The sequence below is a fragment of the Rhodococcus sp. P4_F5 genome (genome assembly GCF_056401315.1).
Map to the genome: position 1 here is coordinate 1 of NZ_JBFUJP010000057.1, position 23,506 is coordinate 23,506.

Sequence of the window (23,506 nt, forward strand, 5' to 3'; positions counted from 1 at the left end):
AGAAGAAGGAGCTCATGACCGACACCACGTTGCCGCCGGAGGGTCCGCAGCACGACCGGATCGAGCCCGTCGACATCCAGCAGGAAATGCAGAGCAGCTACATCGACTACGCCATGAGCGTGATCGTGGGCCGCGCCCTGCCGGACGTGCGGGACGGCCTCAAGCCGGTGCACCGCCGCGTGCTGTACGCGATGTACGACAACGGCTACCGCCCCGACCGCGGCTACGTGAAGTCGGCGCGTCCGGTTGCCGAGACGATGGGTAACTACCACCCGCACGGCGACACCTCGATCTACGACACCCTGGTCCGAATGGCCCAGCCGTGGTCGCTGCGCTACCCGCTCGTCGACGGCCAGGGCAACTTCGGTTCCCGCGGCAACGACGGCGCCGCCGCCATGCGTTACACCGAGTGCCGCCTGACGCCGCTCGCGATGGAGATGCTGCGCGAGATCGACCACGAGACGGTCGACTTCACGCCGAACTACGACGGCAAGACGCAGGAACCCACGGTCCTGCCCAGCCGCGTGCCGAACCTGCTGATCAACGGGTCCGGCGGCATCGCGGTCGGCATGGCCACGAACATCCCGCCGCACAACCTCGGTGAGGTCGCCGACGCCATCTACTGGGCGCTGGAGAACTACGAGGCCGACGAGGAAGCCACCCTCGCCGCGGTCATGGAGCGGATCAAGGGACCCGACTTCCCGACCCACGGGCTGATCGTCGGCGGCCAGGGCATCCACGACGCCTACACGACGGGCCGCGGCTCGGTCCGGATGCGCGGCGTGGTCGAGATCGAGGAGGACGCCAAGGGGCGCACCACGATCGTGATCACCGAACTGCCGTACCAGGTCAACCCGGACAACCTGATCACCTCGATCGCGGACCAGGTCCGGGACGCGAAGATCGCCGGCATCTCCGACATCCACGACGAGTCCTCGGACCGCGTCGGCATGCGCATCGTCGTCACCGTCAAGCGTGACGCCGTCGCGAAGGTGGTGCTCAACAACCTCTACAAGCACACCCAGCTGCAGACCAGCTTCGGCTGCAACATGCTCTCCATCGTCGACGGGGTGCCGCGCACCCTGCGGCTGGACCAGATGATCCGGCTGTACACGACGCACCAGCTCGAGGTCATCGTCCGGCGCACCCGGTACCTGCTGCGCAAGGCCGAGGAGCGGGCCCACATCCTGCGCGGCCTGGTCAAGGCGCTCGACGCGCTCGACGAGGTGATCGCCCTCATCCGGGCGTCGCAGACCGTCGACATCGCCCGCGCCGGCCTGATGAACCTGCTCACCGTCGACGAGATCCAGTCCGACGCCATCCTGGCGATGCAGCTGCGCCGCCTGGCGGCACTCGAACGACAGAAGATCGTCGACGAGCTCGCCGAGATCGAACTCGAGATCGCGGACTACGAGGACATCCTCGCGAAGCCGGAGCGCCAGCGGGCCATCGTCCGCGACGAGCTCAAGGAGATCGTCGACAAGTACGGCGACCCCCGGCGCACCCGGATCATCGCGGCCGACGGCGACGTCGCCGACGAGGACCTGATCGCCCGCGAGGACGTGGTCGTGACGATCACCGAGACCGGCTACGCCAAGCGCACCAAGACCGACCTGTACCGCTCGCAGAAGCGCGGCGGCAAGGGCGTGCAGGGTGCCGGGCTCAAGCAGGACGACATCGTCAAGCACTTCTTCGTCAGCTCGACGCACGACTGGATCCTCTTCTTCACCACCAAGGGCCGGGTCTACCGGGCCAAGGCGTACGAGCTGCCCGAGGCCAGCCGCACCGCGCGCGGCCAGCACGTGGCGAACCTGCTGGCCTTCCAGCCGGACGAGCGGATCGCCCAGATCATCCAGATCAAGACCTACGAGGACGCCCCCTACCTGGTCCTGGCCACCCGCAACGGGCTGGTCAAGAAGTCCAAGCTCACCGACTTCGACTCCAATCGCACCGGCGGCATCGTCGCGGTGAACCTGCGCGGCGAGGACGAACTGGTCGGGGCCGTGCTCTGCTCCGCCGACGAGGACCTGCTGCTGGTCTCGGCGCAGGGCCAGTCGATCCGCTTCTCGGCGACCGACGAGGCGCTGCGGCCGATGGGCCGCGCCACTTCCGGCGTGCAGGGCATGCGGTTCAACGGCGACGACGAGCTGCTCTCGATCAACGTGGTCCGGGAGGGCACCTACCTGCTGGTCGCGACCTCGGGCGGGTACTCCAAGCGGACCCCGATGGAGGACTACCCGGTCCAGGGCCGCGGCGGCAAGGGCGTGCTCACCATCCAGTACGACAGGCGCCGTGGCACCCTGGTCGGGGCGCTCATCGTCAACGACGACGACGAGCTCTACGCCATCACCTCGGGCGGCGGCGTTATCCGGACCGCTGCGAAGCAGGTCCGGAAGGCCGGCCGACAGACCAAGGGCGTGCGGTTGATGAACCTCGGGGACGGCGACACCCTGCTCGCGATCGCGCGCAACGCCGACGAACCCGACGACACCGAGGCCGACGCGACCGACGCATCGAAGGAGTCGTAAGTGAGCACTCCCCAACAGCCGGGCGGCGACCGGCAGGGGTCGAACGAGCCGAGAACCGGGCCGAACACGCGGCCGGAGCCGGTGAACGGGTCCGCACAGGCCGGCGCCAAGCCGGAACCGGCGGGGCCTGCGGCGGCACCGTCGCCGCAGCAGCAGGGCCAGGCACGGCCGGCCGGGCCGCAGGCGTCCGGTACGCCGGCACCCGCGCAGGGTGTCGGCGGGGGAGCGCAGGCTCCCCGCCCCGCCGGGGGTGACGGCACGCCGCCGCGACCGCCGCAGTCAGCCCCGACCCAGGCAAATCCGACGCAGACCGGTCCGGCCGGGCAGGGTCCCGCGCAGGGGCGGCCGCAGCAGGCTCCCGTGCAGGGCAGCCCGGCGGGCGCCCAGGGCGGCGCGAACCAGGGCACGCCGGTCGAGGCGCCCGGAGCGCCGAAGCAGGCCGCCACGGGCCGTCCCGCCACGCCCCGACAGCCCGCGCCCCAGCAGTCGGCGCCCCAGCAGTCCGGGGCTCCGCAGTCCGCGACGCCTCAGACCGGCGCCGTGCGGCCCGCACAGGGCCAGCAGGCCGGTGGCCGGGGTCAGACCCCGCCGTGGCAGCGGGGCCAGCAGGGACAGCCAGGGGCACAGGCCCCGGGCAACGCTCCCGCCGGCCCGAACAACCAGGGCGGCAAGGCGCCGGGCCAGTCCGGTGCCACGCAGCGTCCGGCCGGTCCGCAGTCGACGGGTGTCCAGCCGAAGGTTCCGCCGCAGGGCGGCACCGCGCAGCGTCCGGCCGGTCCCCAGGCCACGGGTTCCCAGCCGAAGGTTCCGCCGCAGGGCGGCACCGCGCAGCGTCCGGCCGGTCCCCAGGCCACGGGTTCCCAGCCGAAGGTCGCGCCGCAGGGCGGCACCGCGCAGCGTCCGGCCGGTCCCCAGTCGACCGGTGTCCAGCCGAAGGTTCCGCCGCAGGGCGGCGCCGCGCAGCAGCGTCCGGCACAGACCGGTCCACAGCGTCCGGTCACCGGCCAGCAGCCCGCCGCTCCCAAGGCGGCCGCCACCGGCCGGGTGCCGGCCGCGGCAGCCGCGGATCCCGCGGCCCGGGCGGCCCGCAAGGAGACCGCGAAGGCCAAGGCGGCGGTGGTGGACGGTCCGACCCGTCACATCGCCCGTGAAGACCTCGCCAAGGACCTGCCGGACCTCTCCGAGGTCAAGCACCCGCTGCCGGTCAAGCCCGCGGTATCGGACACCGCCGCGCAGGCGGCGTTGGCCGTCCCGGTGGCGGTCCTGCCCGGCCAGCCGATGCGGGCAGCCGTCCAGATCCGCCGGATCGACCCCTGGTCCACCCTCAAGGTGTCGCTGGTGATCTCGGTGGCGCTGTTCTTCGTGTGGATGTTCGCGGTCGGGTTCCTGTACGTCGTGCTCGACGGCATGGGCGTGTGGGACCGGCTCAACAACGCGTTCACGGACTTCGTCTCGGAGTCGAGCAGCAGCGGACTGGTCACGGCGGGGCAGGTGTTCGGTTACTCCGCTCTCGTCGGGGCCGCGAATGTGGTGCTTTTCACAGCGCTCGCGACGATCGGTTCGTTCATCTACAACCTCTGCACCGACCTCGTCGGCGGTGTCGAGGTGACGCTGGCTGACCGGGACTGACCTGGGGTTTTGGTTCCCCACCGATCCCGTTTTGGTTGCAGCGGGTCGGTGGGGTAATCTCATGCCTCGGTTCAGGGACACAGTCCCGGCACCGGTTCACGGGCCTATAGCTCAGGCGGTTAGAGCGCTTCCCTGATAAGGAAGAGGTCGGAGGTTCAAGTCCTCCTAGGCCCACTCCCCGTGTCGACGAAGGGTTCGATCATGAAGGTTTTGCTGGTTGCAGCGGCCATTGTGACGGTCCTCTTCGGACTCACCAAGCTGCGGTCGCAGCGCCGCGGCGAGGACGTCTGGCACGAGGTCACCAGCCGCTGAAGCGGACGGGGCCTTAGCTCAGTTGGTAGAGCGCTGCCTTTGCAAGGCAGATGTCAGGAGTTCGAATCTCCTAGGCTCCACAGATCGGTTCAACCGAACAAAACGCTTGCGAAGCACCCCTCACCTTCTCTGGTGGGGGGTGCTTTGTGTTGGCGACGAGTTTCATCGAGGGGAGGACAGCGACATGGAGGACAGCGACATGGATGGCGGGGAGATGGACGGCGCCGGCGCGGACGAGCTTGGTGGGACCGAACACGAGGCGCAGCTCGCGGAGCTGGCGGGCGGAGTCTTCGAGGCCGAGATCGGCCGGTTCGTGGACGAGCTCGAGGTGGAGCAGTTGCTCCTGCTCCGGCAGGTGATGGAGATGGTCGCCGACAACGGCCACATCGGGCACCAGATCTCGGGCATCGTCACCGGCTGCCTGATGTACAAGCACCAGCGCACGTGGAACGGCGAGCCGACTCCGTGGGGGCCCGCTCCGGCCTGACCGCCGGGTGCCTGCCTGTGGATGGAGCGCCGGTGTCCGGACACCGGCCTGTGGAATTGTGAACAAACCTGTGCAGCAATTGATTTGGTCGGCAGTCCAGAACCCGACTGTCGACGGCCTGAATTCGGCGTCGTCACGGGCCTGGTGTCAGGGCGCACGGTGACGAAGCTCGGGCGTTGATCGTGTTGAACAGTATGCGCCGATACGGTCGGCGCGGGGCCGTTCCGGGCGGCGCCTGCTGGTCCGACGCGGCACGGGCCGCACAGCCGGAGGCCCTCCGCGACGCCGTCAGGGCCCCGCAGCGGCCCCGGACACGCCTCACGCCCCGGACGGGCGACCGGGGCGTGAGGATTGCTGCCAGGGGGTTCAGGCGTTGTCGAGCTCGCGCAGGCTGGGCGGCTGGGCGGCGGGCGGCGGCAGTTCGGTGCGCTGCTTCCTGACGAAGACCGCGCCCGCGGCGACGGCCGCACCGACGACCACCAGCAGGACCACGCGACGACGGCCCTTTCGGCGGCCGGCGGGCGCGGCGACGGCCACGGCAGCGACGTTCGGCTCCTCGACCAGGCTGAGCACGCTCTCGCGACGCGGCTTGGCCGCGGCCTGACGGGCCAGCGAGTATCCCTTGCCGAGCAGGTACATGCTCACGGCCCCGGCGCCCTTGGCGAGCCCGGCGGTGTTCTTCGCCAGTCCCGCCGCGGCGCCCTGGGCACACCGGAGTGCACTGGTGAGCTGGGGGTTCTCGGGTGCGGCTGACACCAGTTCGAGGGTCGGGGCCGAGTCGGCAGGAACGTGGGCAGGCTTCGACACACGGTTCATCTGTCCACTGTCGCACATGCCCGTGTGCCGACAATGGCACGATGGGGGAGTGACTTCACCGAATCAGACCGCAACCGCAACGCTGCACACCAACCGCGGCGACATCAAGATCGCCCTGTTCGGCAACCACGCGCCGAAGACCGTCGAGAACTTCGTCGGCCTGGCCGACGGGTCCAAGGACTACTCGACGGAGAACGCCTCCGGCACCAAGTCCGGCCCGTTCTACGACGGCGCGGTCTTCCACCGCGTTATCGACGGCTTCATGATCCAGGGCGGCGACCCGACCGGCACCGGTCGCGGCGGCCCGGGCTACAAGTTCGGCGACGAGTTCCACCCGGAGCTGCAGTTCGACAAGCCCTACCTGCTGGCGATGGCGAACGCGGGGCCGGGCACCAACGGCTCGCAGTTCTTCATCACCACCGGCAAGACCCCGCACCTCAACCGTCGCCACACCATCTTCGGTGAGGTCGTCGACGCGGAGTCGAAGAAGGTCGTCGACGCGATCTCGGGCACCTCGGTGGACCGCACGGACCGCCCGCTCGAGGCCGTCGTGATCAACAGCATCACCATTTCCTGAGCGGCTTCGAGGGATGACGAACCCCGGTTGGGGCGGCACGCCCGGTGAGGGCGTCCCGCCCCAACCGAGGTGTGTCCGGCACCCGGACCGCCCCACCGCGCTCAGCTGCAACCGCTGCGGGCGTCCCGCCTGCCCGGACTGCCTGCGTGAGGCATCCGTGGGCTACCAGTGCGTCGACTGTGTCGCCGCCGGCCAGCGCGACGTCAGGCCGGTCCGTGGCGTCGCGGGCAACACGGTGACGGCCACCCGGCCCAGGCCGATCGTGACGTACACCCTGATGGGGATCAACATCCTCGTCTTCCTGGTCACGGCGCTGCAGGCCAAGTCCCTGATGGACAACGGCGGCGGCTTCGTCAACAGGTTCACCGGCGTCGCCACCTTCGACTCGCCGCTGTTCGGCTCGTGGGTGCTCTCGCCCTACGAGGTGGCCGGCGGCGACTGGATCCGGCTGCTCGGCAGCGGGTTCCTGCACTTCGGCCTGCTGCACCTCGCCGTCAACATGTTCGCCCTCTACATCCTGGGCCGTGACACCGAACTGATCCTGGGCCGCGCGCGTTACGTCGCGGTGTACATGATCTCGCTGCTCGGCGGGTCGGCCTCGGTGATGGCCTTCGAGGGCGGCGGCTTCACGGCCGGCGCCTCGGGTGCGATCTTCGGCATCATGGGCGCGCAGGCGGTCATCCTGCTCAAGCTCCGGCGCAGTCCGGCGCCGGTCATCGGGGTGATCGCGCTCAACGTGATCATCAGCGTCTCGCTGCCCGGGATCTCGTTCTGGGGCCACCTCGGTGGCCTGGTCGCCGGTGCCGCCGCCACCGCCGCACTGCTCTACGGGCCGCAGTGGCTCGGCGCCGGGCAGGACCGGGACAAGGCGGTCCGGATCGGCTGGATCGGGCTCGCCGCCGTCACGGTCGTGACCACGGGCGTCATCGGCATGCGGGTCGCGCAGCTGCGCGGCGAACTCGGGTTGTAGCCCGGGCGACGGTCCGCAAGGGTCGAGCGGGTGCCCGGACGGGCGCCCGCTCAGCCGGCGGCGGTCGGGTCCGGAGGGACCAGTCGCTGGCCGACCAGCGCGTCGAACACGTCGGTCGGGTCGGTGCCCAGGTCCCAGCGCCCGAAGATCATCAGCTTGTCGTCGGCGGCGCCGGCCGGGCGCACGTCGATCTCGAGCATGGGGACCCGGCGGCCGAGCCGTGGATACCGCACGATCCGGACCCGGGCCAGGTCCGCGCGGTCGTACTCGCGCCGCCCGCGGATCCCGGCGACCGCGATGCCGCCGCCCCCGTCGAGCACGGCCAGCCGCGGCCGCTGCCGCAGGCCGAGCGCGGTGACCGCGAACAGCCCGAGCGCGGCCAGGCCGATCAGCAGCCGTCCGGCCGGGTCGGACGGAGCCGCCACGGCCGCGGCCGCCAGCACGATCCCGCCCAGCCCGGTCGCGACGAGCGCCGGCGTGGGTGTGGACCACGCCAGAGCGGAGTTGTGCACGAGTACTCCCGGTGTTATCCACAGGCGCTATCCACATTGGGGATGAATGACACCTGTGTAATTGCGGCCGAGTGGGCCGGTCGACTATCTGGTCAACGCCACTTCATTGTCATCACGAGCCCGACGACCATGAATCCGAAGCCGATCAGGAAGTTGTAGGCACCCAGATCGTTCATCCACGTGAGCTGGTCCGCAGCGAGGTAGTACACGACCAGCCAGAGCAGGCCGACGAGCATGAAGCCGAGCATCACCGACACGTAGAGCGTGCTCGACGGTCCGGCCTTCACCTTCACGGGCGTACGGTTTGCGGGGTTGATCGTGTAGTCGGTCTTCTTGCGGACCTTCGACTTGGGCATGACGTCCTCGTGTGAATTGATTCGGAGCGGACAGGAGCGGGCGTCGTTGCCGACGCCTGCCAGGTAGGTTCGAACCTACCCGTAGCGTCCCCCGGTCAGGCCCAGTACCGACCAGGTCGGGCCCGGTCCGACGTCCAGGATGCGGCGGGGGTCCGCCTCGACCGGACACCGACGGGAGGAACAGCAGTGACCGAACCAGACCTGCCCCAGCACGTAGCCGTCGGCGCCGGCGAGGGTCGCCGGCGCGTCTCGACGTTCTGGAAGGTCTGCGTGCCGGCGGTGTGCCTGGTGACGGGCCTGCTGTTCGCCACCACCCGTGAGGTGTCCGCCGGCGACGAACTGCGCCGCGGCGACACCACCCGCATGTCCGACCTCGTGCGCGGTGCCCAGGCCGACGTCGACCGGGTTTCCGACCAGCGTGACGCGCTGGCCTCCCAGGTGGAGTCGCTGCAGGCCGACGCCGCCGGATCCGACGCCGGGGTGGCGTCCGCCCTCGACCGGGTGCGGGGACTCGAGACGGTCGCCGGGTTCGCGGAGGAGACCGGTCCCGGCGTCCGGGTGACGCTCACCGACGCGCCGCGGGACTCGGACGGCAAGTACCCCGCCGACGCCCAGCCCGACGACCTGGTGGTGCACCAGCAGGACGTGCAGTCCGTGCTGAACGCGCTGTGGGCGGGCGGCGCCACCGCGGTGGGGATGCAGGACCAGCGGGTGGTCAACACCACCGCACCGCGCTGCATCGGCAACACGCTGCTGCTGCACGGGCGCACCTACAGTCCGCCGTACGTGATGACGGCGCTCGGCGACCCGGCGCGGCTGACGGCGGCGCTCGACGCGGAACCCGGGGTTCGCACGTTCAAGCAGTACGCGGTCCGGTACGGCCTCGGGTACACCGCGACCGCCGAGGAGTCGCTGACCGTGCCCGCGTACAACGGGCAGCTGCGTACCCGGTTCGCCGAGTAGCCGACGCAGCCGCTTATCCTGGCCGAATGCGCATCCTGGTCGTCGACAACTACGACAGCTTCGTGTTCAACCTGGTGCAGTACCTCGGCCAGCTCGGGACGAAGGCCACCGTGTGGCGCAACGACGACCCGCAGCTGGCGGACCGTGCGGCCGTCGCAGCCGAGTTCGACGGCGTCCTGCTCAGYCCCGGCCCCGGCACCCCGCAGCGGGCGGGCGCGAGCATGGACCTGGTGTCCGCCTGCGCCTCCGCCGCGACGCCGCTGCTCGGAGTCTGCCTCGGTCACCAGGCGATCGGCGCCGCGTTCGGCGCCACCGTCGACCGGGCGCCGGAGTTGCTGCACGGCAAGACCAGCCTGGTGCGGCACAACGACACCGGGGTCCTCGCCGGTCTGCCCGACCCGTTCACCGCCACCCGCTACCACTCGTTGACCGTGCTCGAGGAGACCATCCCCGCCGAGCTCGAGGTCACCGCACGCACCGACAGCGGCGTGGTGATGGCGATGCGGCACCGGGAGCTGCCGATCCACGGCGTGCAGTTCCACCCCGAGTCCGTGCTCACCCAGGGTGGGCACCGGATGCTGGCGAACTGGCTCGAGGTCTGCGGGGAGCGGCCGGCGGAGTCGCTCGTCTCGACGCTCGAGTCGGAGGTCGCGCGGGCCCTGGGGGACGCGCTCACCCACCGCTGAGCGCGTCCGGTCAGGCCCGCGCCACCCGCGCCAGGGTCAGTGCCGATCCGAGCAGCAGCAGGCCCTGAGACGTTCGGGGATCGGAACCCGTTGCCTCGGCGATCCGCACCAGCCGGTTGTCGACCGTGTTCGGGTGCACCCCGAGGGTCGACGCCGTGCGCCGACGGTTGAAGTCGCACGAGAAGTACGCGTCGAGGGTCTCGGTGAGTTCCGGCGTGGTCCGTAGGGCGTCCACGACGGCGAGCAGTCCGGCCCGCGCCGCGCTCTCCTGGCTCAGCTGGTACTCCACCAGGAGGTCGTCGACGGTCGCCACCCCCGCGGCTGCGGGCCCGGAAGCCCTTATCTCCAACAGCTTTCGCGCCTCCGTGGTGGCCCGGGGGAGATCTTCGAGCCGGTCCGCGCGGGCCGCGCCCGCCCGGACCGCGGCCCGCGCCTGGTCCTGGAGTCGACCGAGCAGCTCGTCGAGGTGGGCGCGACGAGGGGCCGGCGGGACAGGCAGCAGGATCAGCCCGCCGGTCGGGTCGAGCGCGGCCAGTGCGCCGTCGCCGGTCGCTCCGCCGAGTTCGTCGTGGATGCGAATCATCTTGCGGCGACCGGCAACCCGGCGTTCGAGATCGTCGTCGGCGAGTTCGGCCGCGGTGGGCTCGATACCCAGGGCGAGCACGGTGTATCCCGCCGCGAGCCGGACGCCCAGTCGCCGCGCCAGGTCCGCGGCAGGCCTACCGCCGACCAGCGTCGCCACCAGGTCCCGGATCGACTCACGGGCCTCGGTGTCGATCGACTCGAGTTCCTGCTCGTGCGCGCGGGTGACCGCGCGGCAGACTCGGCGGGCCGCGGCGAACAGTCGGGGCGCGAGGACGGGTAGTTCGCGGGCCGCGGTCGGCGGCGTCACGTCCAGGATCTCTTCCCAGAGCACCTGCAGGCAGAGGTGGTACCCGTCGAGGAGTTCGACCACCGGCAGTCCCTCTGCGGCCCGGTCCCGGGCCCGGTCGGCGAAGTCGCGGCAGTCGGCGGCCTCGGGCAGGCTCCCGTCGCGGCCTGCCCGGGTCAGGAGCCGGATGAACTGGCGCGCGCTGTGTTCGGCGGTGGCGTCGAGCAGGGGAGCGCGCAGGTACTCGGAGTCGGCCGCGGCCGCACTGCGGATGTGGGGGAACAGTCGGTCCGGCTCACGGTCGAGTCGATCCAGGACCGCGGCCAGGTCGGCGGACATCTCCTGTGACATGTCACAGGACAATAGTCGACCGGCAGTGGAAAGAGTCGATTGTATGCAGGACTAACTGTCGTCATACTGGGTTGTATCCCCATGACGAGTGTGACATCGCCAAACAGCGGTGGCCCCTGGCCTGCCCGCGTTCACCGGCGCCACCGCGAGCAACCGAGGGCGTGATGACGAATCTCTCCTCCCCGGCGCCCGCAGCGCCGGCGCGCGACCGGATCTCGCGGCAGTTGCTGCCCGACGGGGTCGAACCCGACCCCCGGTTCACGCTGGCGAACGAGCGCACCTTCCTGGCCTGGATCCGGACGGCGCTGGGCTTCGTCGCCGCCGGGGTCGGCCTCGACGTGTTTGCCGCGGAGGCCTTCCCGCAACCGGTGCACACCGCCGTGACGACGCTGCTCCTCGTGTTGGGCACGCTGATGAGTCTGGGCGCGGTCCGCCGGTGGCTGCTGGTCGAGCGGCGGATGCGGACGGGGTCTGCGCTCCACCTCCCCCTCCTGGCGCCGCTGCTCGGGATCGCCGGCGCCGTCGTCGGCGCGGCGCTCGCCGTCGTGGTCCTGGCGCAGTAGGAGCCGTGGCACCGACCGCGCACCCCGGCCCGCCGCCGGAGGCCGCGATGCACTCCGATCCCGGGTTGCAGCCCGAGCGGACGGCGCTGGCGTGGGAACGTACCCTCCTGTCGCTGGTCGTGGTGAGCCTGATGTTCGTGCGCTGGCTGCCGCACCGCGGGGTGATCACGCTGCTCCCGGCCGCGGTGGCGGTGCTGGCGGCCGCGGCCATCCTCCTCGCCCAACGCCGCCGGTACGCCCGGGCCTGCCGGGGACTGTCCCGCGGGTCCGTGGCGCCCGCGGTGGTCGCCGTGACCGCGACCGGCGTCGTCGTGGGGCTGATCGGCGTGTTCGGGCTCTACGCGGTGTGGTGGGGCTGACCCGCTACCGGAAGGCCGACTCGCCGGTCAGCGTCTGGCCGATCACCAGCTGGTGCATCTCTGAGGTGCCCTCGTAGGTCAGCACCGACTCCAGGTTGTTGGCGTGCCGCAGGACGGGGTACTCGAGGGTGATCCCGTTGGCGCCGAGGATGGTTCGGCACTCACGTGCGATCGCGATCGCCTCCCGGACGGAGTTCAGCTTGCCGAGGCTGACCTGCTCGGGTCGCAGTTCGTCGCGGTCCTTGAGGCGGCCGAGGTGCACGGCCAGCAGCTGACCCTTGCCGAGTTCGAGCGCCATGTCGGCGAGCTTCGCCTGGGTGAGCTGGAAGGCGGCGAGCGGCCGGTCGAACACCTCGCGGGTCTTCGCGTAGTCGATCGCCGTCTCGAGGCAGTCGCGCGCGGCGCCGAGCGCGCCGAAGACGATGCCGAAGCGGGCCTCGTTCAGGCAGCTCAGCGGCCCGGACAGCCCGCGCGCCTCCGGCAGCATCGCCGAGGCGGGCAGTCGCACGTCGTCGAGCACCAGCTCGGCGGTGACCGAGGCCCGCAGCGAGAGCTTGTTCCTGATCTCGGGCGCCGAGAAACCGGGGGTGTGGGTGGGCACCACGAACCCGCGGACGCCGTCGTCGGTGCGGGCCCACACCACCGCCACGTCGGCGATCGAGCCGTTGGTGATCCACATCTTGGTGCCGCGCAGGACCCAGTCGTCGCCGTCGCGGCGGGCGGAGGTGCGCATGCCGGCCGGGTTGGAGCCGAAGTCGGGTTCGGTCAGCCCGAAGCAGCCGACCGCCTCGCCCGTCGCCATCCGCGGCAACCACTCCTGCTTCTGGTCCTCGGAGCCGAACCGGTGGATGGCGAACATCGCCAGCGAGCCCTGCACCGACACCAGGCTCCGGATGCCCGAGTCGACGGCCTCGAGTTCCAGGCAGGCCAGGCCGTAGGACGTCGCGCTCATGCCCGCGCAGCCGTATCCCTCGAGGTGCATGCCGAGCAGGCCCATCCCGCCGAGGTCCCTCGCGAGTTCGCGGGCGGGCAGTGCCCCGGCCTCGAACCACTCGGCGATGTGCGGCCTGATCCGATCCGCCGCGAAGCGTCGGACGGTCTCGCGCACGGCGATCTCTTCGGTGTCCAGGACGGAGTCGAGGGCAAAGAGCTGCGCGATCGTCTGGGATTCGGCCATGAGGTCCTCGGTCTTCCGGTCGGCGGCAGTCGGCCGACGTGGCGTCGAGCACTTGCCGGAGCGTTCAGGCAATCGATTGCATGACCCAGCTTCGGGGGCCGTCGAAGCAGCGTCAAGCGTCGCGTGGTCGGAGACGGGCGAACGGCCCGTCCGGTCGGATCTTGCCGGGTGGACGGGCCGTTCGTTCGATCTGATCGGGTGAACGGTTCCGTTCACCCGACGTGATGCTGCGGGTGCCTAGCGCGGGATCGTGGGGATGCCCAACTGGCCGATGCCGACGGAGATGCTCGCCGTCTTGGCCACCTCGGAGCCCGGCGGCTGCGCCTGGGTGACGATCTTGCCGACCAGGTCGGTCTCGAGCGTCGGCTCCGGGCGCTGTGACAGCTGACTCGTGGTGCCGGACCAGCCGGCCCTGCGCAGCGTGTCCAGTGCCTGCGAGACGGACATGCCGCTCAGGTTCGGCATGTCGATCATGTTGCCGTTGGACACCTGCACCTTGACGGTGGTGCCGCGGGCCGCGGACTCGCCGCCGCCCGGCTCGGTGGAGACGACCTCGCCCTTGGGCCGGCCGGAGTCGATGTTCTCGACCTCGACCTTGAACCCGGCGCCCTCGATGTTCGGCTGCGCCACCTCGAGCTTCTGGCCCACCACGTTCGGGATCCGGACCTGCTCGGGACCGCTGCCCAGGGTCAGCTTGACGGCGCCCCCGAGTTCCACGTTGGACCCGGCGCTCGGGGTCTGCGCGACCACCTTGTCCACCTCGGAGGTGGCCGACGGGCTGCGCTCGGGGGCCGGGTCGAGGGCCAGGCCGGCCGCGTCGAGCGCCTGCGCGGCCTGGGACTGACTCATCCCCGACAGGTCCGGCACCTGGACCTGCTGCGGTCCGGTGGACACGTCGAGGGTCACCGTGGTGCCCTCCTCGGCCTTGGTGCCCGCGACAGGGATCGTGCCGATCACGTTGCCGCTGGCGATCGTGTCACTGGGTTTCGGCTGGGTCTGAACCCGGAACCCCTCGTTCTGCAGCGCGGTCTGCGCGGCCTGCGACGACTTGTTCGCGACGTCCGGCACGATCACCGGCTCGGCCTTCGACCCCGGGCCCAGCGCCCACAGGAACGCGCCGACGATGCCGACCACCACGAGTGCGGCGATCGAGAGCAGGGCGATGCGCATCGTCCGGCGGCCGGCGGGCGGCGGCGGCGTCGCGGCGGGCGCGGCCGACAGCGGTGCCGGCGTCGACGGGTCCGCGGCCTGGTAGCGGCCGACCGAGTCCACCGCACCCAGGATGGTGGTGCGGTCCTCGTCGTTCATCACCATCGGTGCGCTCGGACGCTGACCGCCGAGCACCCGCACCAGGTCGCTGCGCATCTCGGCGGCGCTCTGGTACCGGTTCGCGGGGTTCTTGCTCATCGCCTTGAGGATCACCGAGTCCAGCTCACGCGGGATGTCGGGGTTCACCGACGACGGCAACGCCGGATCCTCGCGGACGTGCTGGTAGGCCACCGCGACCGGGGAGTCGCCCTTGAACGGGGGCTCGCCGGTGAGGATCTCGAACAGCACGCAGCCGAGCGAGTACACGTCGGAGCGGGCGTCGACCTGCTCGCCGCGGGCCTGCTCGGGCGAGAGGTACTGGGCGGTGCCGATCACGGCCGCCGTCTGCGTCATCGGGCTGGAGCTGTCGGAGATGGCCCGGGCGATGCCGAAGTCCATCACCTTCACCGCGCCGGCCCGGTTGATCATGATGTTCGCGGGCTTGATGTCGCGGTGCACGATCCCGTTGCGGTGGCTGAAGTCCAGCGCCGCACACACGTCGGCGATGACCTCCATGGCGCGACGGGCGGGCATCGGGCCCTCGCGACGGACGATGTCGCGCAGCGTGTCGCCCTCGACGTACTCCATCACGATGTACGGCAGCGGTCCGCCGTCGGTCTCGGCCTCGCCGGTGTCGTAGACGGCCACGATCGCCGGATGGTTCAGCGCCGCCGCGTTCTGCGCCTCGCGGCGGAACCGAAGGTAGAACGTGGGGTCCCGGGCGAGGTCGGCCCGCAGCACCTTGATCGCCACATCGCGGCTCAGCCGCATGTCCCTCGCAAGGTGCACCTCGGACATGCCACCGAAGCCGAGAATCTCGCCCAGCTCGTAGCGGGAGGAGAGTTTGTGCGGTGTGGTCATGGCTGTCCTTGCGTGGCCGTGGTGGTGGTCGTAGTCGCGGCCGTGGTGGTGGTCTCGGTCTCGGACTCGGGCTCCGTGGTGGTGGTCTCGGGCTCGGTGGTGGTGGTGGTCGGTCTGGTCGTCCGAGTCGTGGTCGGCGGCTCGGTGGTGGTCGTCGTCGGTTCCGTCGTCCACGTGGTGGTCTCGGGTTCGGTGGTGGTCGTGGTCGGCGGCCGGGTGGTGGTGGTAGTCGGTCTGTGGCTGCTGGTGGCAGGCGCCAGCGTGGGCGCCGGCCGCGAGGGCTGTGGCGTGGAGGCGCCGCCGCCGAACAGCAGCATTCCCCCGGCGACCAGCAGGGCCACCAGCAGCAGCCCACCGGCACCCCAGGCCAGCACTTTCTGGCCTTGCGTCAGGCCCGAGGGTGGCGGCTCCGCGCCGGTCTCGGGGCCAGCATATTCGGCCTGCGAGGTCGGCATCATCTGGGTGCCGACCGCGGCGGGAACTCCCGGAACCACGGCGGTCACTCCGGTCGGACGACCGGTCCCGGGCATCGGCGGGCGGGCACCGGACCGGACCACCGCGACCGCGTCGGCGAACTCGCCGCCGGTGGCGTAGCGGGCGGCCGGGTCCTTGGTCATCGTGATGTCGATCAGCTCGCGCACGTTCGGCGGCACGTCCGCGGGCAGCGGTGGGTGCGACTCCTGCACATGCTTCATCGCGACGGTCAGCGCGCCGTCGCCGGTGAAGGGGCGGACCCCGGCCAACGCCTCGTAGCCGACCACACCGAGCGAGTAGACGTCGCTGGCCGGCGACGCGTCCTGTCCGAGCGCCTGCTCGGGGGCGATGTACTGGGCGGTGCCCATCACCATCCCGGTCCGGGTCACCGGTGACGCCTCGACGGCCTTGGCGATGCCGAAGTCGGTGATCTTCACCTGGCCGGTCGGGGTGATCAGGATGTTTCCGGGCTTGACGTCCCGGTGCACCACACCCGCCTCGTGCGCCACCTGCAGCGCCCGGCCGGTCTGCTCGAGCATGTCCAGCGCGTGCGGCAGCGAGAGCCGTCCGACGCGGGCCAGCACGGCGTTGAGCGGCTCGCCGTTGACCAGTTCCATCACCAGGTACGCGGTGGACTGGCCGACGCTGTCGTGGGTCTCGCCGTAGTCGTAGATACCGGCGATGCCGGGGTGGTTCAGCCGCGCCGTGGTGCGGGCCTCGGTCCGGAACCGCTCGAGGAACTCAGGGTCGGTACTGAATTCGGACTTGAGCACCTTGACGGCCACCCGGCGGTGCAGCCGGTTGTCCGTGGCCTCCCACACCTGTCCCATGCCGCCGGTGGCGATCAGCCCCTGCAGCCGGTACCGGTTCGCGATGACCGCGCCGTTGTTCAGACTCATCTCCGTCAGCTCCCCTGCCGCAGCCCGGCGGCGATGACGGCCCGCCCGATCGGTGCGGCCACCGAGCCGCCCGTCGCGGCCAGCGCCCGGTCGCCACCGTCCTCGACGATCACCGCGATCGCGATCTGCGGGTCCTGAGCCGGCGCAAACCCGATGTACCAGGCGTGCGGCGGGGTGTTGCGGGGGTCCGTGCCGTGCTCGGCGGTCCCGGTCTTCGACGCGATCTGCACGCCGGGGATCTTGTTTCCGCCACCGGTGTTGTTCTCCGACCCGATCATCAGCTCGGTCAGGGTCGCCGCGACCTGCGGGGAGATGGCCTGACCCTTGGACTGCGGGGTGGTGGTGGCCAGGCTCGACAGGTCCGGGCTCTCCAGCTGCGAGACCAGGTGCGGCTCCATCCGGACACCGCCGTTGGCGACGGTCGCGGCGACCACCGCGTTCTCGAGCGGGGTCAGGGCCACGTCGCGCTGGCCGATGCTGCTCTGGCCGAGCGCGGCGTCGTCCGGGATCGGGCCGACGGTGCTGTCGGCGACGGGGATCGGGATGCCCGGTGAGTCCGGCTCGATGCCGAACGCGGTGGCCCGGTCCTTGAGCGCGTCGGCGCCGGTCTTGATGCCGAGCTCGACGAATGCGGTGTTGCAGGAGCGTGCGAACGCCTCGCGCAGCGACGCAGTCGGGTTCGACCCGCAGGTGGAACCGTTGTAGTTCTCCAGCGTGGTGGTGGTGCCCGGCAGCGTGATGTTCGGGGCGGCGGTCAGCTGCTCGTCCGGGTTGGCGCCGTTCTCCAGGGCGGCAGCGGTCACCACCACCTTGAACGTCGAGCCGGGCGGGTAGGTCTGCGAGACGGCCCGGTTCAGCAGCGGCTTGTCCGGGTCGTTGTTGAGCGTCTCCCACGCCTCGGTGCTCACCGCGCCGTCGTGGCTGGCCAGCAGGTTCGGGTCGTAGCTGGGGGTGCTCGCCATCGCCAGCACCTCGCCGGTGCTCGGCCGGATCGCGACCACCGATCCGGTGTAGCCCTTCGCCGTGAGCTGGTCGTAGGCGACCTGCTGCACCACCGGGTCGACGGTGGCGATGACGTTGCCGCCACGCGGGTCCCGGCCGGAGACCAGGTCGAAGAAGCGGCGGCCGAACAGCCGGCTGTCGGAGCCGTTGAGCACCGAGTCCTCCGTCCGTTCGAGACCGGTGTTGCCGTACAGCATCGAGTAGAAGCCGGTGACCGGCGCGTTCGCGAAGGGGCTCGACGGCGCCGCCGGGTTCGGCGGGTAGGTGCGCAGGTACTTGTACCGGTCGTCGATCGGGACCGACGCCGCGAGCACCTCGCCGCCGGCCGAGATCTGGCCACGCTGCCGGGAGTACTCGTCGAGCAGCACCCGCGAGTTTCGCGGGTCGGTGCGCAGGCTGTCGGCCTTGATGACCTGGACGTACGTGGCGTTGGCGAGCAGGGCCACGACCATCACCATCACGGCCATCGCGACGCGGCGGAGCGGGGTGTTCATTTGCGCCTCAACATTTCGGTCGGGGCGTCCGCGATCGGAGCGGGTCCCTTCTTCTTCGGTGCCGGTGGTGTGCGGGCGGAGTCGGAGATCTTCATCAACAGCGCGAGCAGCAGGTAGTTCGCCAGCAGCGACGAGCCGCCGTACGACATGAACGGGGTGGTCAGGCCGGTCAGCGGGATCAGCTTGGTGACACCGCCGACCACCACGAACACCTGGATCGCGACGGTGAAGGACAACCCGGCGGCGAGCAGCTTGCCGAAGCTGTCGCGCACCGCCAGCGCGGTCCGCAGCCCGCGGATGACGAAGATCAGGAACAGCATCAGCACCGCGGCGAGGCCGATCAGCCCGAGCTCCTCGCCGATGGTGGCGACGATGAAGTCGGTCTTGGCGAAAGGCACCTGCGACGGCCGGCCGCTGCCGAGCCCGGTACCCGCCAGCCCGCCGGTGGCGAGGCCGAACAACGACTGCGAGATCTGGTAGCCGGTGTTGTTGTAGTCGCCGAGCGGGTCGATCCAGGTGTCGACACGCACCCGGACGTGGCCGAACAACTGGTAGGCGAACACGAACCCGACGATGACGAGTCCGGCGCCGATCAGCAGCCAGCCGACACGCTCGGTCGCGATGTAGAGCATCACCAGGACCGTGCTGAACAGCAGCAGCGAGGTGCCGAGGTCCTTCTCGAGCACCAGAACGCCGATCGAGACCACCCAGGCGACCAGGATCGGGCCGAGGTCGCGGGCCCGGGGCAGGTCCATGCCGAAGAAGTGCCTGCCGGCGGTGGTGAACAGTTCCCGCTTGGACACCAGCACCGAGGCAAAGAAGATGATCAGCAGGATCTTCGCGAACTCACCCGGCTGAATGCTGAAGAACGGCAGCTTGATCCAGATTTTCGCGCCGTTGACCTCGGACATCGACGACGGCAGCAGCGCGGGCAGGGCGAGCAGCACCAGCCCGGTGAGGCCGAGGGTGTAGCTGTACTTGGCCAGCAGCCGGTAGTCCCGCAGCAGCACCAGGACCGCCACGAAGCCGGCGATCGCGAGCGCCGTCCAGAGCACCTGCTGGTTGGCATCGGGGGAGGGGATCGGCCGGTTCAGGTACGCGGCGGTGGCCGCGTCCGCGAGGTCGAGGCGGTGGATCAACACCAGCCCGAGCCCGTTGAGCAGCGCCACGATCGGGAGCAGCAACGGGTCCGCGAACGGCGCGTACCGCCGGACCGCGGCGTGCGCGATCAGGAACAGGACCGAGTACGCACAGCCGTACTTGGCCAGGTCCCAGGTGAGCGTCTGCTCCTGGCTGGCCTCGACGAGCACCAGCGACAGGAAGGTGATCGCGATGGCGCCGCAGATCAGCAGGAGTTCGACGTTGCGACGGTTGGACTGTTCGGGTGCGGGGGCAAATCCACCCGGCGGACTCGGGAAGGAGCCCCCCGACTGTGCCGCGGAGACAGACATCAGTGACCGGTCCTGCAGTTCTGGCCCGGGACCTGCGGCGTGACGGTCTCCGACGGCGCGGGCAGCACCGGCTCGGCGACGGGCGGGGGAGGCGGGGGAGGCGGGGGCACGGCGCCCACTGGGGCGGGTTCCGGGCTCGCGGGCGGCGGCGGAGGCGGCGGTGTCGGGGTGGGTGTCGGCGCCGGCGCGGGCTCGCGGCAGACCGGCAGCAGGTCCCCGGTGGTGAGCCTGGTCATCTGGCTCTTGGCGTCGTCGAGGGAGCCCGACGGCAGCCCGGCCCGCACCTGCTCGCGTGCCGACGGCTGCAGGTCGTCCACAGTCAGGACGGCGCAGTCCACCGGCGGCGCGTCGGGTCCGAGCAGGCTCAGCTCCCCGTTGTCGGTGACGCACCCGACGAGGTTGACCTCCTGCAGCGAGTAGCCGAGCACCGACCCGGGAACGCCCTGCAGCACTGCCACGTGGCCGTCGCTCGTGCCCACGTAGTAGTTCCCGCGGATCAGGCTGCGGCCGACCAGCAGGCCCACCACGACCACGGCAATCAGGCTCAGCGCCAACACGATCCAGCGGAGCCGGTGGTGCTTGGTCGCCGGCTCGGGATCGGCGGGCAGCGGGACCCGGCGCGGGGTGGCACGCGGCGGCCGCATCGCGGCGGCTCGGCCGGCCGCGGTGTCCGGCGGCGGGGTGTCCTCTTCCTCCTCGGTGGACGCGGCGCCGGCCACGATGGGTCGGCTCTGGCCGTAGTCCACGTCGATGACGTCCGCCACCACCACCGTGACGTTGTCGGGGCCGCCGCTGCGCAGGGCCAACTCGATCAGCCGGTCGGCGGAGTCGCCGGGGGTGTCGTTGCGGAGCACCTCGGCAATGGTCTCGTCGCTGACGACGTCGGAGAGCCCGTCCGAGCAGAGCAGGTAGCGGTCGCCGGTGCGTGCTTCGCGGACGGTGAGCGTGGGCTCGATCTCGTTGCCGGTCAACGCCCGCATGATCAGCGAGCGCTGCGGATGCGTGTGCGCCTGCTCGGCGGTGATCCGGCCCTCGTCGACCAGGGACTGGACGAAGGTGTCGTCCCGGGTGATCTGGGTCAGCACGTCGTCCCGCAGCAGGTAGGCGCGGGAGTCGCCGATGTGGACCAGGCCCAGCTTGCTGCGCGCGAACAGGATCGCGGTCAGCGTGGTCCCCATGCCGTCGAGCTCGGGCTCCTCCTCGACCTGGTCCGCGATCGCGGCATTGCCCTCGCGGGTGGCGGCCTCGAGCTTGCCGAGCAGATCGTCGCCGGGCTCGTCGTCGTCGAGGTGGGCCAGCGCGGCGATCATCAGCTGCGAGGCGACCTCGCCCGCCGCGTGGCCGCCCATGCCGTCGGCCAGCGCCAGCAGGCGGGCGCCGGCGTACACGGAGTCTTCGTTGTTCGAGCGCACGAGACCGCGGTCGCTGCGGGCCGCGTAGCGGAGCACAAGGGTCACGGGCGGAGCTCGATCACGGTCTTGCCGACGCGCACCGGGGTGCCCAGCGGGACGCGCACCGCGGTGGTCACCTTCGCCCGGTCCAGGTAGGTGCCGTTGGTGGATCCGAGGTCTTCGACGTACCAGTCACTTCCACGCGGCGAGAGCCGGGCGTGGCGGGTGGACGCGTAGTCGTCGGTGAGTACGAGGGTGGAGTCGTCGGCGCGCCCGATCAGCACCGGCTGGGTGCTGAGGGTGATCCGGGTGCCGGCCAGCGCGCCCTGGGTGACGACGAGGTTCTTGGCGACCTTCGGCTTGCCGAACGACGGCAGCACCCCCGAGGCGGTTCGGCTGTAGCGCTGCGGAACCCGCACGCCGGAGCCTGCATAGACGTCGCCTCGCAGGGTGCGCAGCACCGCCCACACGAACAGCCACAACAGCAGCAGGAAGCCCGCCCTGGTCAACTGCAGGATGAGTCCCTGCACAGCGGTCCACCTCTTCCTCTGGCGAGACGGGTCTCCCCGTGTGTTCGTCGTCTCGGTATTCGTCGTTTCGGCAGCATCCTATGGCGATACGGCGGGTGCTGATCGCAATACGAAGTTCGCCACCACCTTACGGAGTCTGGCCGACATTCCGTGGGTGGCGGGGCGGTGGGTTCGGTGTGGCGTCGTTCAGGGGCGGCTCAGACGATACGAACCAGGATCTCCGAGTGGCCGGCCCGGATGACGTCGCCGTCGGCGAGCTGCCAATCCTGTACCGGCGCACCGTTGACGGTGGTGCCGTTGGTGGACCCGAGATCGGAGAGCATGGCCATCTGCCCGTCCCAACGGATCTCGATGTGCCGACGCGAGACGCCGGTGTCGGGCAGCCGGAACTGTGCCTCCTGGCCGCGTCCGATCACGTTCCGGCCCTCGCGGAGCTGGAAGTTGCGGCCGCTGCCGTCCTCGAGCTGGAGGGTCGCGGTGAACGTCCGGTTGGCGTCGAAACCGGTGGGCTCGGCGCTGTACTGCTGTCCGTAGGCCGGGTACTCGCTGCCCGCGTACGGGTTGGCCGGGTAGTCGGCCGGCGGGTACGGGTTGGCCGGGTAGTCGGCCGGCGGGTACGGGTTCGCGGGGTAGTCGGCCGGCGGGTACGGGTTGGCCGGGTAGTCGGCCGGCGGGTACGGGTTGGCCGGGTAGTCGGCCGGCGGGTACGGGTTCGCGGGGTAGTCGTAACCCTGCTGCGCACTCGGCTGCGACTGCGCGGTCGGTGCCGGGGAACCCTGCGCCGCCGGGTAGTCGGCGCCGTTCTGTCCGTAGCCGTTCTGGGCGTACCCGTTGTGCTGGCTGGACCCGTAGGCCTGGTCGTATCCGCCCTGGGCCGGCGCGCTCGGGTAGGTGCTGCCGTTGCGGGCGTACCCGTTCACCGGGTGGTCCTGCTGGTACCCGGATCGACCCTCGCCGCGGCCGTCCGCGGGCTCGTTAGGGCCGAAGCCTGAGTTCTGCGTCATGTAGCCAGCTCCTGGGTTCAATGGTGCGGAGGGTCGGGGTACGGGTCGTGCTTGCGCGGGCGGGACGTACTGCTGTGCCGCGCCCGGTCGCGACGTCCCCGAGTCCGGGTCCACCGCACCGCTGGTACGGAATTGGCCCGTGTGCAGCGAGGTCGACGACTCTAACCGAACCGTGATGGGCCCGTAGGTCTGCCACCCCTGGTCGCGGATGAAGCCCTCAAGGTGTCGGGCAAAGGCCTTGACTGTCAAGTCCCGGTCCGCCGACAGCTCGTCGTGATCGGAGTCCGCAACGGTGATGACGTAGTCGTTCGGCGCCAACAGGTGGCCACCGTCCAACTGCTGCACCCGGTCGGACGCCTCACGCTGGAGTGCGGCCTCCACTTCCTGGGGGACCACACCGCCGCCGAACACCCGGGCAAAGGCGTCGCCGACGGCGCCCTGGAGTCGACGTTCGAAGCGTTGGACGATTCCCATGGTGCCTCCTCTGCTGCTCCGCGTGTCGCGGCCACGGTGGCCGCCCTTGCATGATATCTACCTTCTCCCCGGGCAGGGGCCGTCTATGGGCTTAGTCGCAGGTGAGGGGGGCGAATCGTGTTTTCCGGGGTGGTCGTGTTAATGTTTCTCCCGTCGCTCCGGGCGAGTGGCGGAATGGCAGACGCGCTGGCTTCAGGTGCCAGTGTCCTTCGGGACGTGGGGGTTCAAGTCCCCCTTCGCCCACCACACTGGCCGCAGCTGATCTAATCGCTGCGGCCAGTAGTTTTTTCCGGGTCCTCCGCCCGAATTTTTCTCGGCTCCGGTGCCGCGCTCGCGGCCGCCGACCTCTTCTCGCGATGCCCACGTCACCTCTTGCGCGGTGGATTACGCTGTGATGTGAACCGCACTTGCCCTGTGATTCCCCGGTATAGCTACAGGTCACAGGGTAGAAAGGGGAGCCT

22 protein-coding genes and 3 tRNA genes are annotated in these 23,506 nt (G+C 70.5%); 13 read left to right on the forward strand and 12 right to left on the reverse strand.

Annotated features, from left to right (window positions below; translation table 11 throughout):
- Positions 1–14 precede the first annotated feature (14 nt).
- The 6 genes from gyrA to AC1DU4_RS19520 all read left to right on the forward strand — a co-directional run bounded on the left by gyrA (position 15) and on the right by AC1DU4_RS19520 (position 4,956).
- Positions 15–2,528 carry a DNA gyrase subunit A gene (gyrA, locus tag AC1DU4_RS19495; RefSeq protein WP_072847478.1) on the forward strand — a complete coding sequence of 838 codons (2,514 nt, stop codon included), beginning with the start codon at positions 15–17 and terminating at the stop codon, positions 2,526–2,528.
- Positions 2,529–4,157: a DUF3566 domain-containing protein gene (locus tag AC1DU4_RS19500; protein WP_477842598.1), complete on the forward strand. Its 1,629-nt coding sequence runs from the start codon at positions 2,529–2,531 to the stop codon at positions 4,155–4,157. It begins immediately after the preceding gene.
- A gap of 100 nt (positions 4,158–4,257) precedes the next feature.
- Positions 4,258–4,331: transfer RNA gene (locus tag AC1DU4_RS19505), tRNA-Ile, on the forward strand.
- 27 nt (positions 4,332–4,358) lie between these two features.
- Positions 4,359–4,469 (forward strand): DLW-39 family protein, encoded by a 111-nt coding sequence (locus tag AC1DU4_RS19510; protein WP_217635636.1) that lies wholly within the window; start codon positions 4,359–4,361, stop codon positions 4,467–4,469.
- Between the two features lie 7 nt (positions 4,470–4,476).
- Positions 4,477–4,549 (forward strand) — tRNA-Ala (locus tag AC1DU4_RS19515).
- A 104-nt stretch (positions 4,550–4,653) separates the two neighbouring features.
- A complete protein-coding gene (locus tag AC1DU4_RS19520) occupies positions 4,654–4,956 on the forward strand; it encodes a hypothetical protein (RefSeq protein ID WP_477842600.1) in 303 nt (100 codons plus the stop codon).
- A gap of 366 nt (positions 4,957–5,322) precedes the next feature.
- Here the strand turns inward: AC1DU4_RS19520 and AC1DU4_RS19525 are convergent, their stop codons facing one another.
- On the reverse strand, positions 5,323–5,772 hold the full coding sequence (locus AC1DU4_RS19525; RefSeq protein ID WP_477842602.1) for a hypothetical protein: 450 nt from the start codon (positions 5,770–5,772) through the stop codon (positions 5,323–5,325).
- Positions 5,773–5,788: 16 nt separating this feature from the next.
- On the opposite strand from AC1DU4_RS19525, the gene AC1DU4_RS19530 reads away from it, so the two are divergent.
- A complete protein-coding gene (locus AC1DU4_RS19530) occupies positions 5,789–6,349 on the forward strand; it encodes a peptidylprolyl isomerase (protein ID WP_174556750.1) in 561 nt (186 codons plus the stop codon).
- 13 nt (positions 6,350–6,362) lie between these two features.
- A complete protein-coding gene (locus AC1DU4_RS19535; RefSeq protein WP_477842604.1) occupies positions 6,363–7,319 on the forward strand; it encodes a rhomboid family intramembrane serine protease in 957 nt (318 codons plus the stop codon).
- Between the two features lie 50 nt (positions 7,320–7,369).
- Here AC1DU4_RS19535 and AC1DU4_RS19540 read toward each other — a convergent pair whose 3' ends face one another.
- Positions 7,370–7,831, reverse strand: coding sequence for a PH domain-containing protein (locus AC1DU4_RS19540; RefSeq protein ID WP_477842605.1), 462 nt, complete (start codon positions 7,829–7,831; stop codon positions 7,370–7,372).
- A gap of 92 nt (positions 7,832–7,923) precedes the next feature.
- Positions 7,924–8,187, reverse strand: a complete 264-nt coding sequence (crgA, locus tag AC1DU4_RS19545; RefSeq protein WP_072847320.1) for a cell division protein CrgA — start codon at positions 8,185–8,187, stop codon at positions 7,924–7,926.
- Between the two features lie 201 nt (positions 8,188–8,388).
- Here crgA and AC1DU4_RS19550 point away from each other — a divergent pair, with 201 nt between their 5' ends.
- Together AC1DU4_RS19550 and AC1DU4_RS19555 are read left to right on the forward strand one after the other, a co-directional pair.
- Positions 8,389–9,150 (forward strand): DUF881 domain-containing protein, encoded by a 762-nt coding sequence (locus AC1DU4_RS19550; protein WP_477842634.1) that lies wholly within the window; start codon positions 8,389–8,391, stop codon positions 9,148–9,150.
- Positions 9,151–9,176: 26 nt separating this feature from the next.
- On the forward strand, positions 9,177–9,836 hold the full coding sequence (locus tag AC1DU4_RS19555) for an aminodeoxychorismate/anthranilate synthase component II (RefSeq protein WP_477842608.1): 660 nt from the start codon (positions 9,177–9,179) through the stop codon (positions 9,834–9,836).
- Between the two features lie 10 nt (positions 9,837–9,846).
- Here AC1DU4_RS19555 and AC1DU4_RS19560 read toward each other — a convergent pair whose 3' ends face one another.
- Positions 9,847–11,058: a PucR family transcriptional regulator gene (locus tag AC1DU4_RS19560; RefSeq protein ID WP_477842610.1), complete on the reverse strand. Its 1,212-nt coding sequence runs from the start codon at positions 11,056–11,058 to the stop codon at positions 9,847–9,849.
- Positions 11,059–11,222: 164 nt separating this feature from the next.
- Here AC1DU4_RS19560 and AC1DU4_RS19565 point away from each other — a divergent pair, with 164 nt between their 5' ends.
- Both AC1DU4_RS19565 and AC1DU4_RS19570 read left to right on the forward strand, forming a co-directional pair.
- Positions 11,223–11,621 carry a YidH family protein gene (locus AC1DU4_RS19565; RefSeq protein ID WP_477842612.1) on the forward strand — a complete coding sequence of 133 codons (399 nt, stop codon included), beginning with the start codon at positions 11,223–11,225 and terminating at the stop codon, positions 11,619–11,621.
- A 5-nt stretch (positions 11,622–11,626) separates the two neighbouring features.
- Entirely contained in the window at positions 11,627–11,980 is a 354-nt protein-coding gene (locus AC1DU4_RS19570) for a DUF202 domain-containing protein (protein ID WP_477842613.1), read from the forward strand.
- Between the two features lie 4 nt (positions 11,981–11,984).
- Here the strand turns inward: AC1DU4_RS19570 and AC1DU4_RS19575 are convergent, their stop codons facing one another.
- From AC1DU4_RS19575 to AC1DU4_RS19610, 8 genes are all read right to left on the reverse strand, one after another.
- On the reverse strand, positions 11,985–13,157 hold the full coding sequence (locus AC1DU4_RS19575; protein WP_477842615.1) for an acyl-CoA dehydrogenase family protein: 1,173 nt from the start codon (positions 13,155–13,157) through the stop codon (positions 11,985–11,987).
- A 237-nt stretch (positions 13,158–13,394) separates the two neighbouring features.
- Positions 13,395–15,326 (reverse strand): Stk1 family PASTA domain-containing Ser/Thr kinase, encoded by a 1,932-nt coding sequence (pknB, locus tag AC1DU4_RS19580; protein ID WP_477842617.1) that lies wholly within the window; start codon positions 15,324–15,326, stop codon positions 13,395–13,397.
- Positions 15,323–16,699 (reverse strand): serine/threonine-protein kinase, encoded by a 1,377-nt coding sequence (locus AC1DU4_RS19585; RefSeq protein ID WP_477842619.1) that lies wholly within the window; start codon positions 16,697–16,699, stop codon positions 15,323–15,325. The genes pknB and AC1DU4_RS19585 overlap by 4 nt, the downstream gene beginning before the upstream one ends.
- Positions 16,700–16,704: 5 nt before the next feature.
- Positions 16,705–18,195 carry a peptidoglycan D,D-transpeptidase FtsI family protein gene (locus tag AC1DU4_RS19590; RefSeq protein WP_072847314.1) on the reverse strand — a complete coding sequence of 497 codons (1,491 nt, stop codon included), beginning with the start codon at positions 18,193–18,195 and terminating at the stop codon, positions 16,705–16,707.
- Positions 18,192–19,646: an FtsW/RodA/SpoVE family cell cycle protein gene (locus tag AC1DU4_RS19595; protein ID WP_477842622.1), complete on the reverse strand. Its 1,455-nt coding sequence runs from the start codon at positions 19,644–19,646 to the stop codon at positions 18,192–18,194. The genes AC1DU4_RS19590 and AC1DU4_RS19595 overlap by 4 nt, the downstream gene beginning before the upstream one ends.
- Positions 19,646–21,103 carry a PP2C family protein-serine/threonine phosphatase gene (locus tag AC1DU4_RS19600; protein ID WP_477842624.1) on the reverse strand — a complete coding sequence of 486 codons (1,458 nt, stop codon included), beginning with the start codon at positions 21,101–21,103 and terminating at the stop codon, positions 19,646–19,648. Before AC1DU4_RS19600 ends, AC1DU4_RS19595 begins: the two co-directional genes overlap by 1 nt.
- The gene (locus AC1DU4_RS19605; protein ID WP_477842626.1) at positions 21,100–21,567 is read right to left on the reverse strand and encodes an FHA domain-containing protein FhaB/FipA; all 468 of its coding nucleotides are present in this window, start codon (positions 21,565–21,567) and stop codon (positions 21,100–21,102) included. The genes AC1DU4_RS19600 and AC1DU4_RS19605 overlap by 4 nt, the downstream gene beginning before the upstream one ends.
- A gap of 197 nt (positions 21,568–21,764) precedes the next feature.
- Positions 21,765–23,045, reverse strand: coding sequence for a DUF3662 and FHA domain-containing protein (locus AC1DU4_RS19610; RefSeq protein ID WP_072847310.1), 1,281 nt, complete (start codon positions 23,043–23,045; stop codon positions 21,765–21,767).
- A 160-nt stretch (positions 23,046–23,205) separates the two neighbouring features.
- On the opposite strand from AC1DU4_RS19610, the gene AC1DU4_RS19615 reads away from it, so the two are divergent.
- A tRNA-Leu gene (locus AC1DU4_RS19615) sits at positions 23,206–23,291 on the forward strand.
- The last annotated feature ends 215 nt before the right edge of the window (positions 23,292–23,506 follow it).

Bases quoted from the DNA above. Each gene is read 5' to 3' on its own strand.
- gyrA (WP_072847478.1), top strand. From the start codon at position 15: ATGACCGACACCACGTTGCCGCCGGAGGGTCCGCAGCACGACCGGATC.
- AC1DU4_RS19510 (WP_217635636.1), top strand. From the start codon at position 4,359: ATGAAGGTTTTGCTGGTTGCAGCGGCCATTGTGACGGTCCTCTTCGGA.
- AC1DU4_RS19520 (WP_477842600.1), top strand. From the start codon at position 4,654: ATGGAGGACAGCGACATGGATGGCGGGGAGATGGACGGCGCCGGCGCG.
- AC1DU4_RS19525 (WP_477842602.1), bottom strand. From the start codon at position 5,772: ATGAACCGTGTGTCGAAGCCTGCCCACGTTCCTGCCGACTCGGCCCCG.
- AC1DU4_RS19530 (WP_174556750.1), top strand. From the start codon at position 5,789: ATGCCCGTGTGCCGACAATGGCACGATGGGGGAGTGACTTCACCGAAT.
- AC1DU4_RS19535 (WP_477842604.1), top strand. From the start codon at position 6,363: ATGACGAACCCCGGTTGGGGCGGCACGCCCGGTGAGGGCGTCCCGCCC.
- crgA (WP_072847320.1), bottom strand. From the start codon at position 8,187: ATGCCCAAGTCGAAGGTCCGCAAGAAGACCGACTACACGATCAACCCC.
- AC1DU4_RS19560 (WP_477842610.1), bottom strand. From the start codon at position 11,058: ATGTCACAGGAGATGTCCGCCGACCTGGCCGCGGTCCTGGATCGACTC.
- AC1DU4_RS19565 (WP_477842612.1), top strand. From the start codon at position 11,223: ATGACGAATCTCTCCTCCCCGGCGCCCGCAGCGCCGGCGCGCGACCGG.
- AC1DU4_RS19575 (WP_477842615.1), bottom strand. From the start codon at position 13,157: ATGGCCGAATCCCAGACGATCGCGCAGCTCTTTGCCCTCGACTCCGTC.
- pknB (WP_477842617.1), bottom strand. From the start codon at position 15,326: ATGACCACACCGCACAAACTCTCCTCCCGCTACGAGCTGGGCGAGATT.
- AC1DU4_RS19585 (WP_477842619.1), bottom strand. From the start codon at position 16,699: ATGAGTCTGAACAACGGCGCGGTCATCGCGAACCGGTACCGGCTGCAG.
- AC1DU4_RS19590 (WP_072847314.1), bottom strand. From the start codon at position 18,195: ATGAACACCCCGCTCCGCCGCGTCGCGATGGCCGTGATGGTGATGGTC.
- AC1DU4_RS19595 (WP_477842622.1), bottom strand. From the start codon at position 19,646: ATGTCTGTCTCCGCGGCACAGTCGGGGGGCTCCTTCCCGAGTCCGCCG.
- AC1DU4_RS19610 (WP_072847310.1), bottom strand. From the start codon at position 23,045: ATGGGAATCGTCCAACGCTTCGAACGTCGACTCCAGGGCGCCGTCGGC.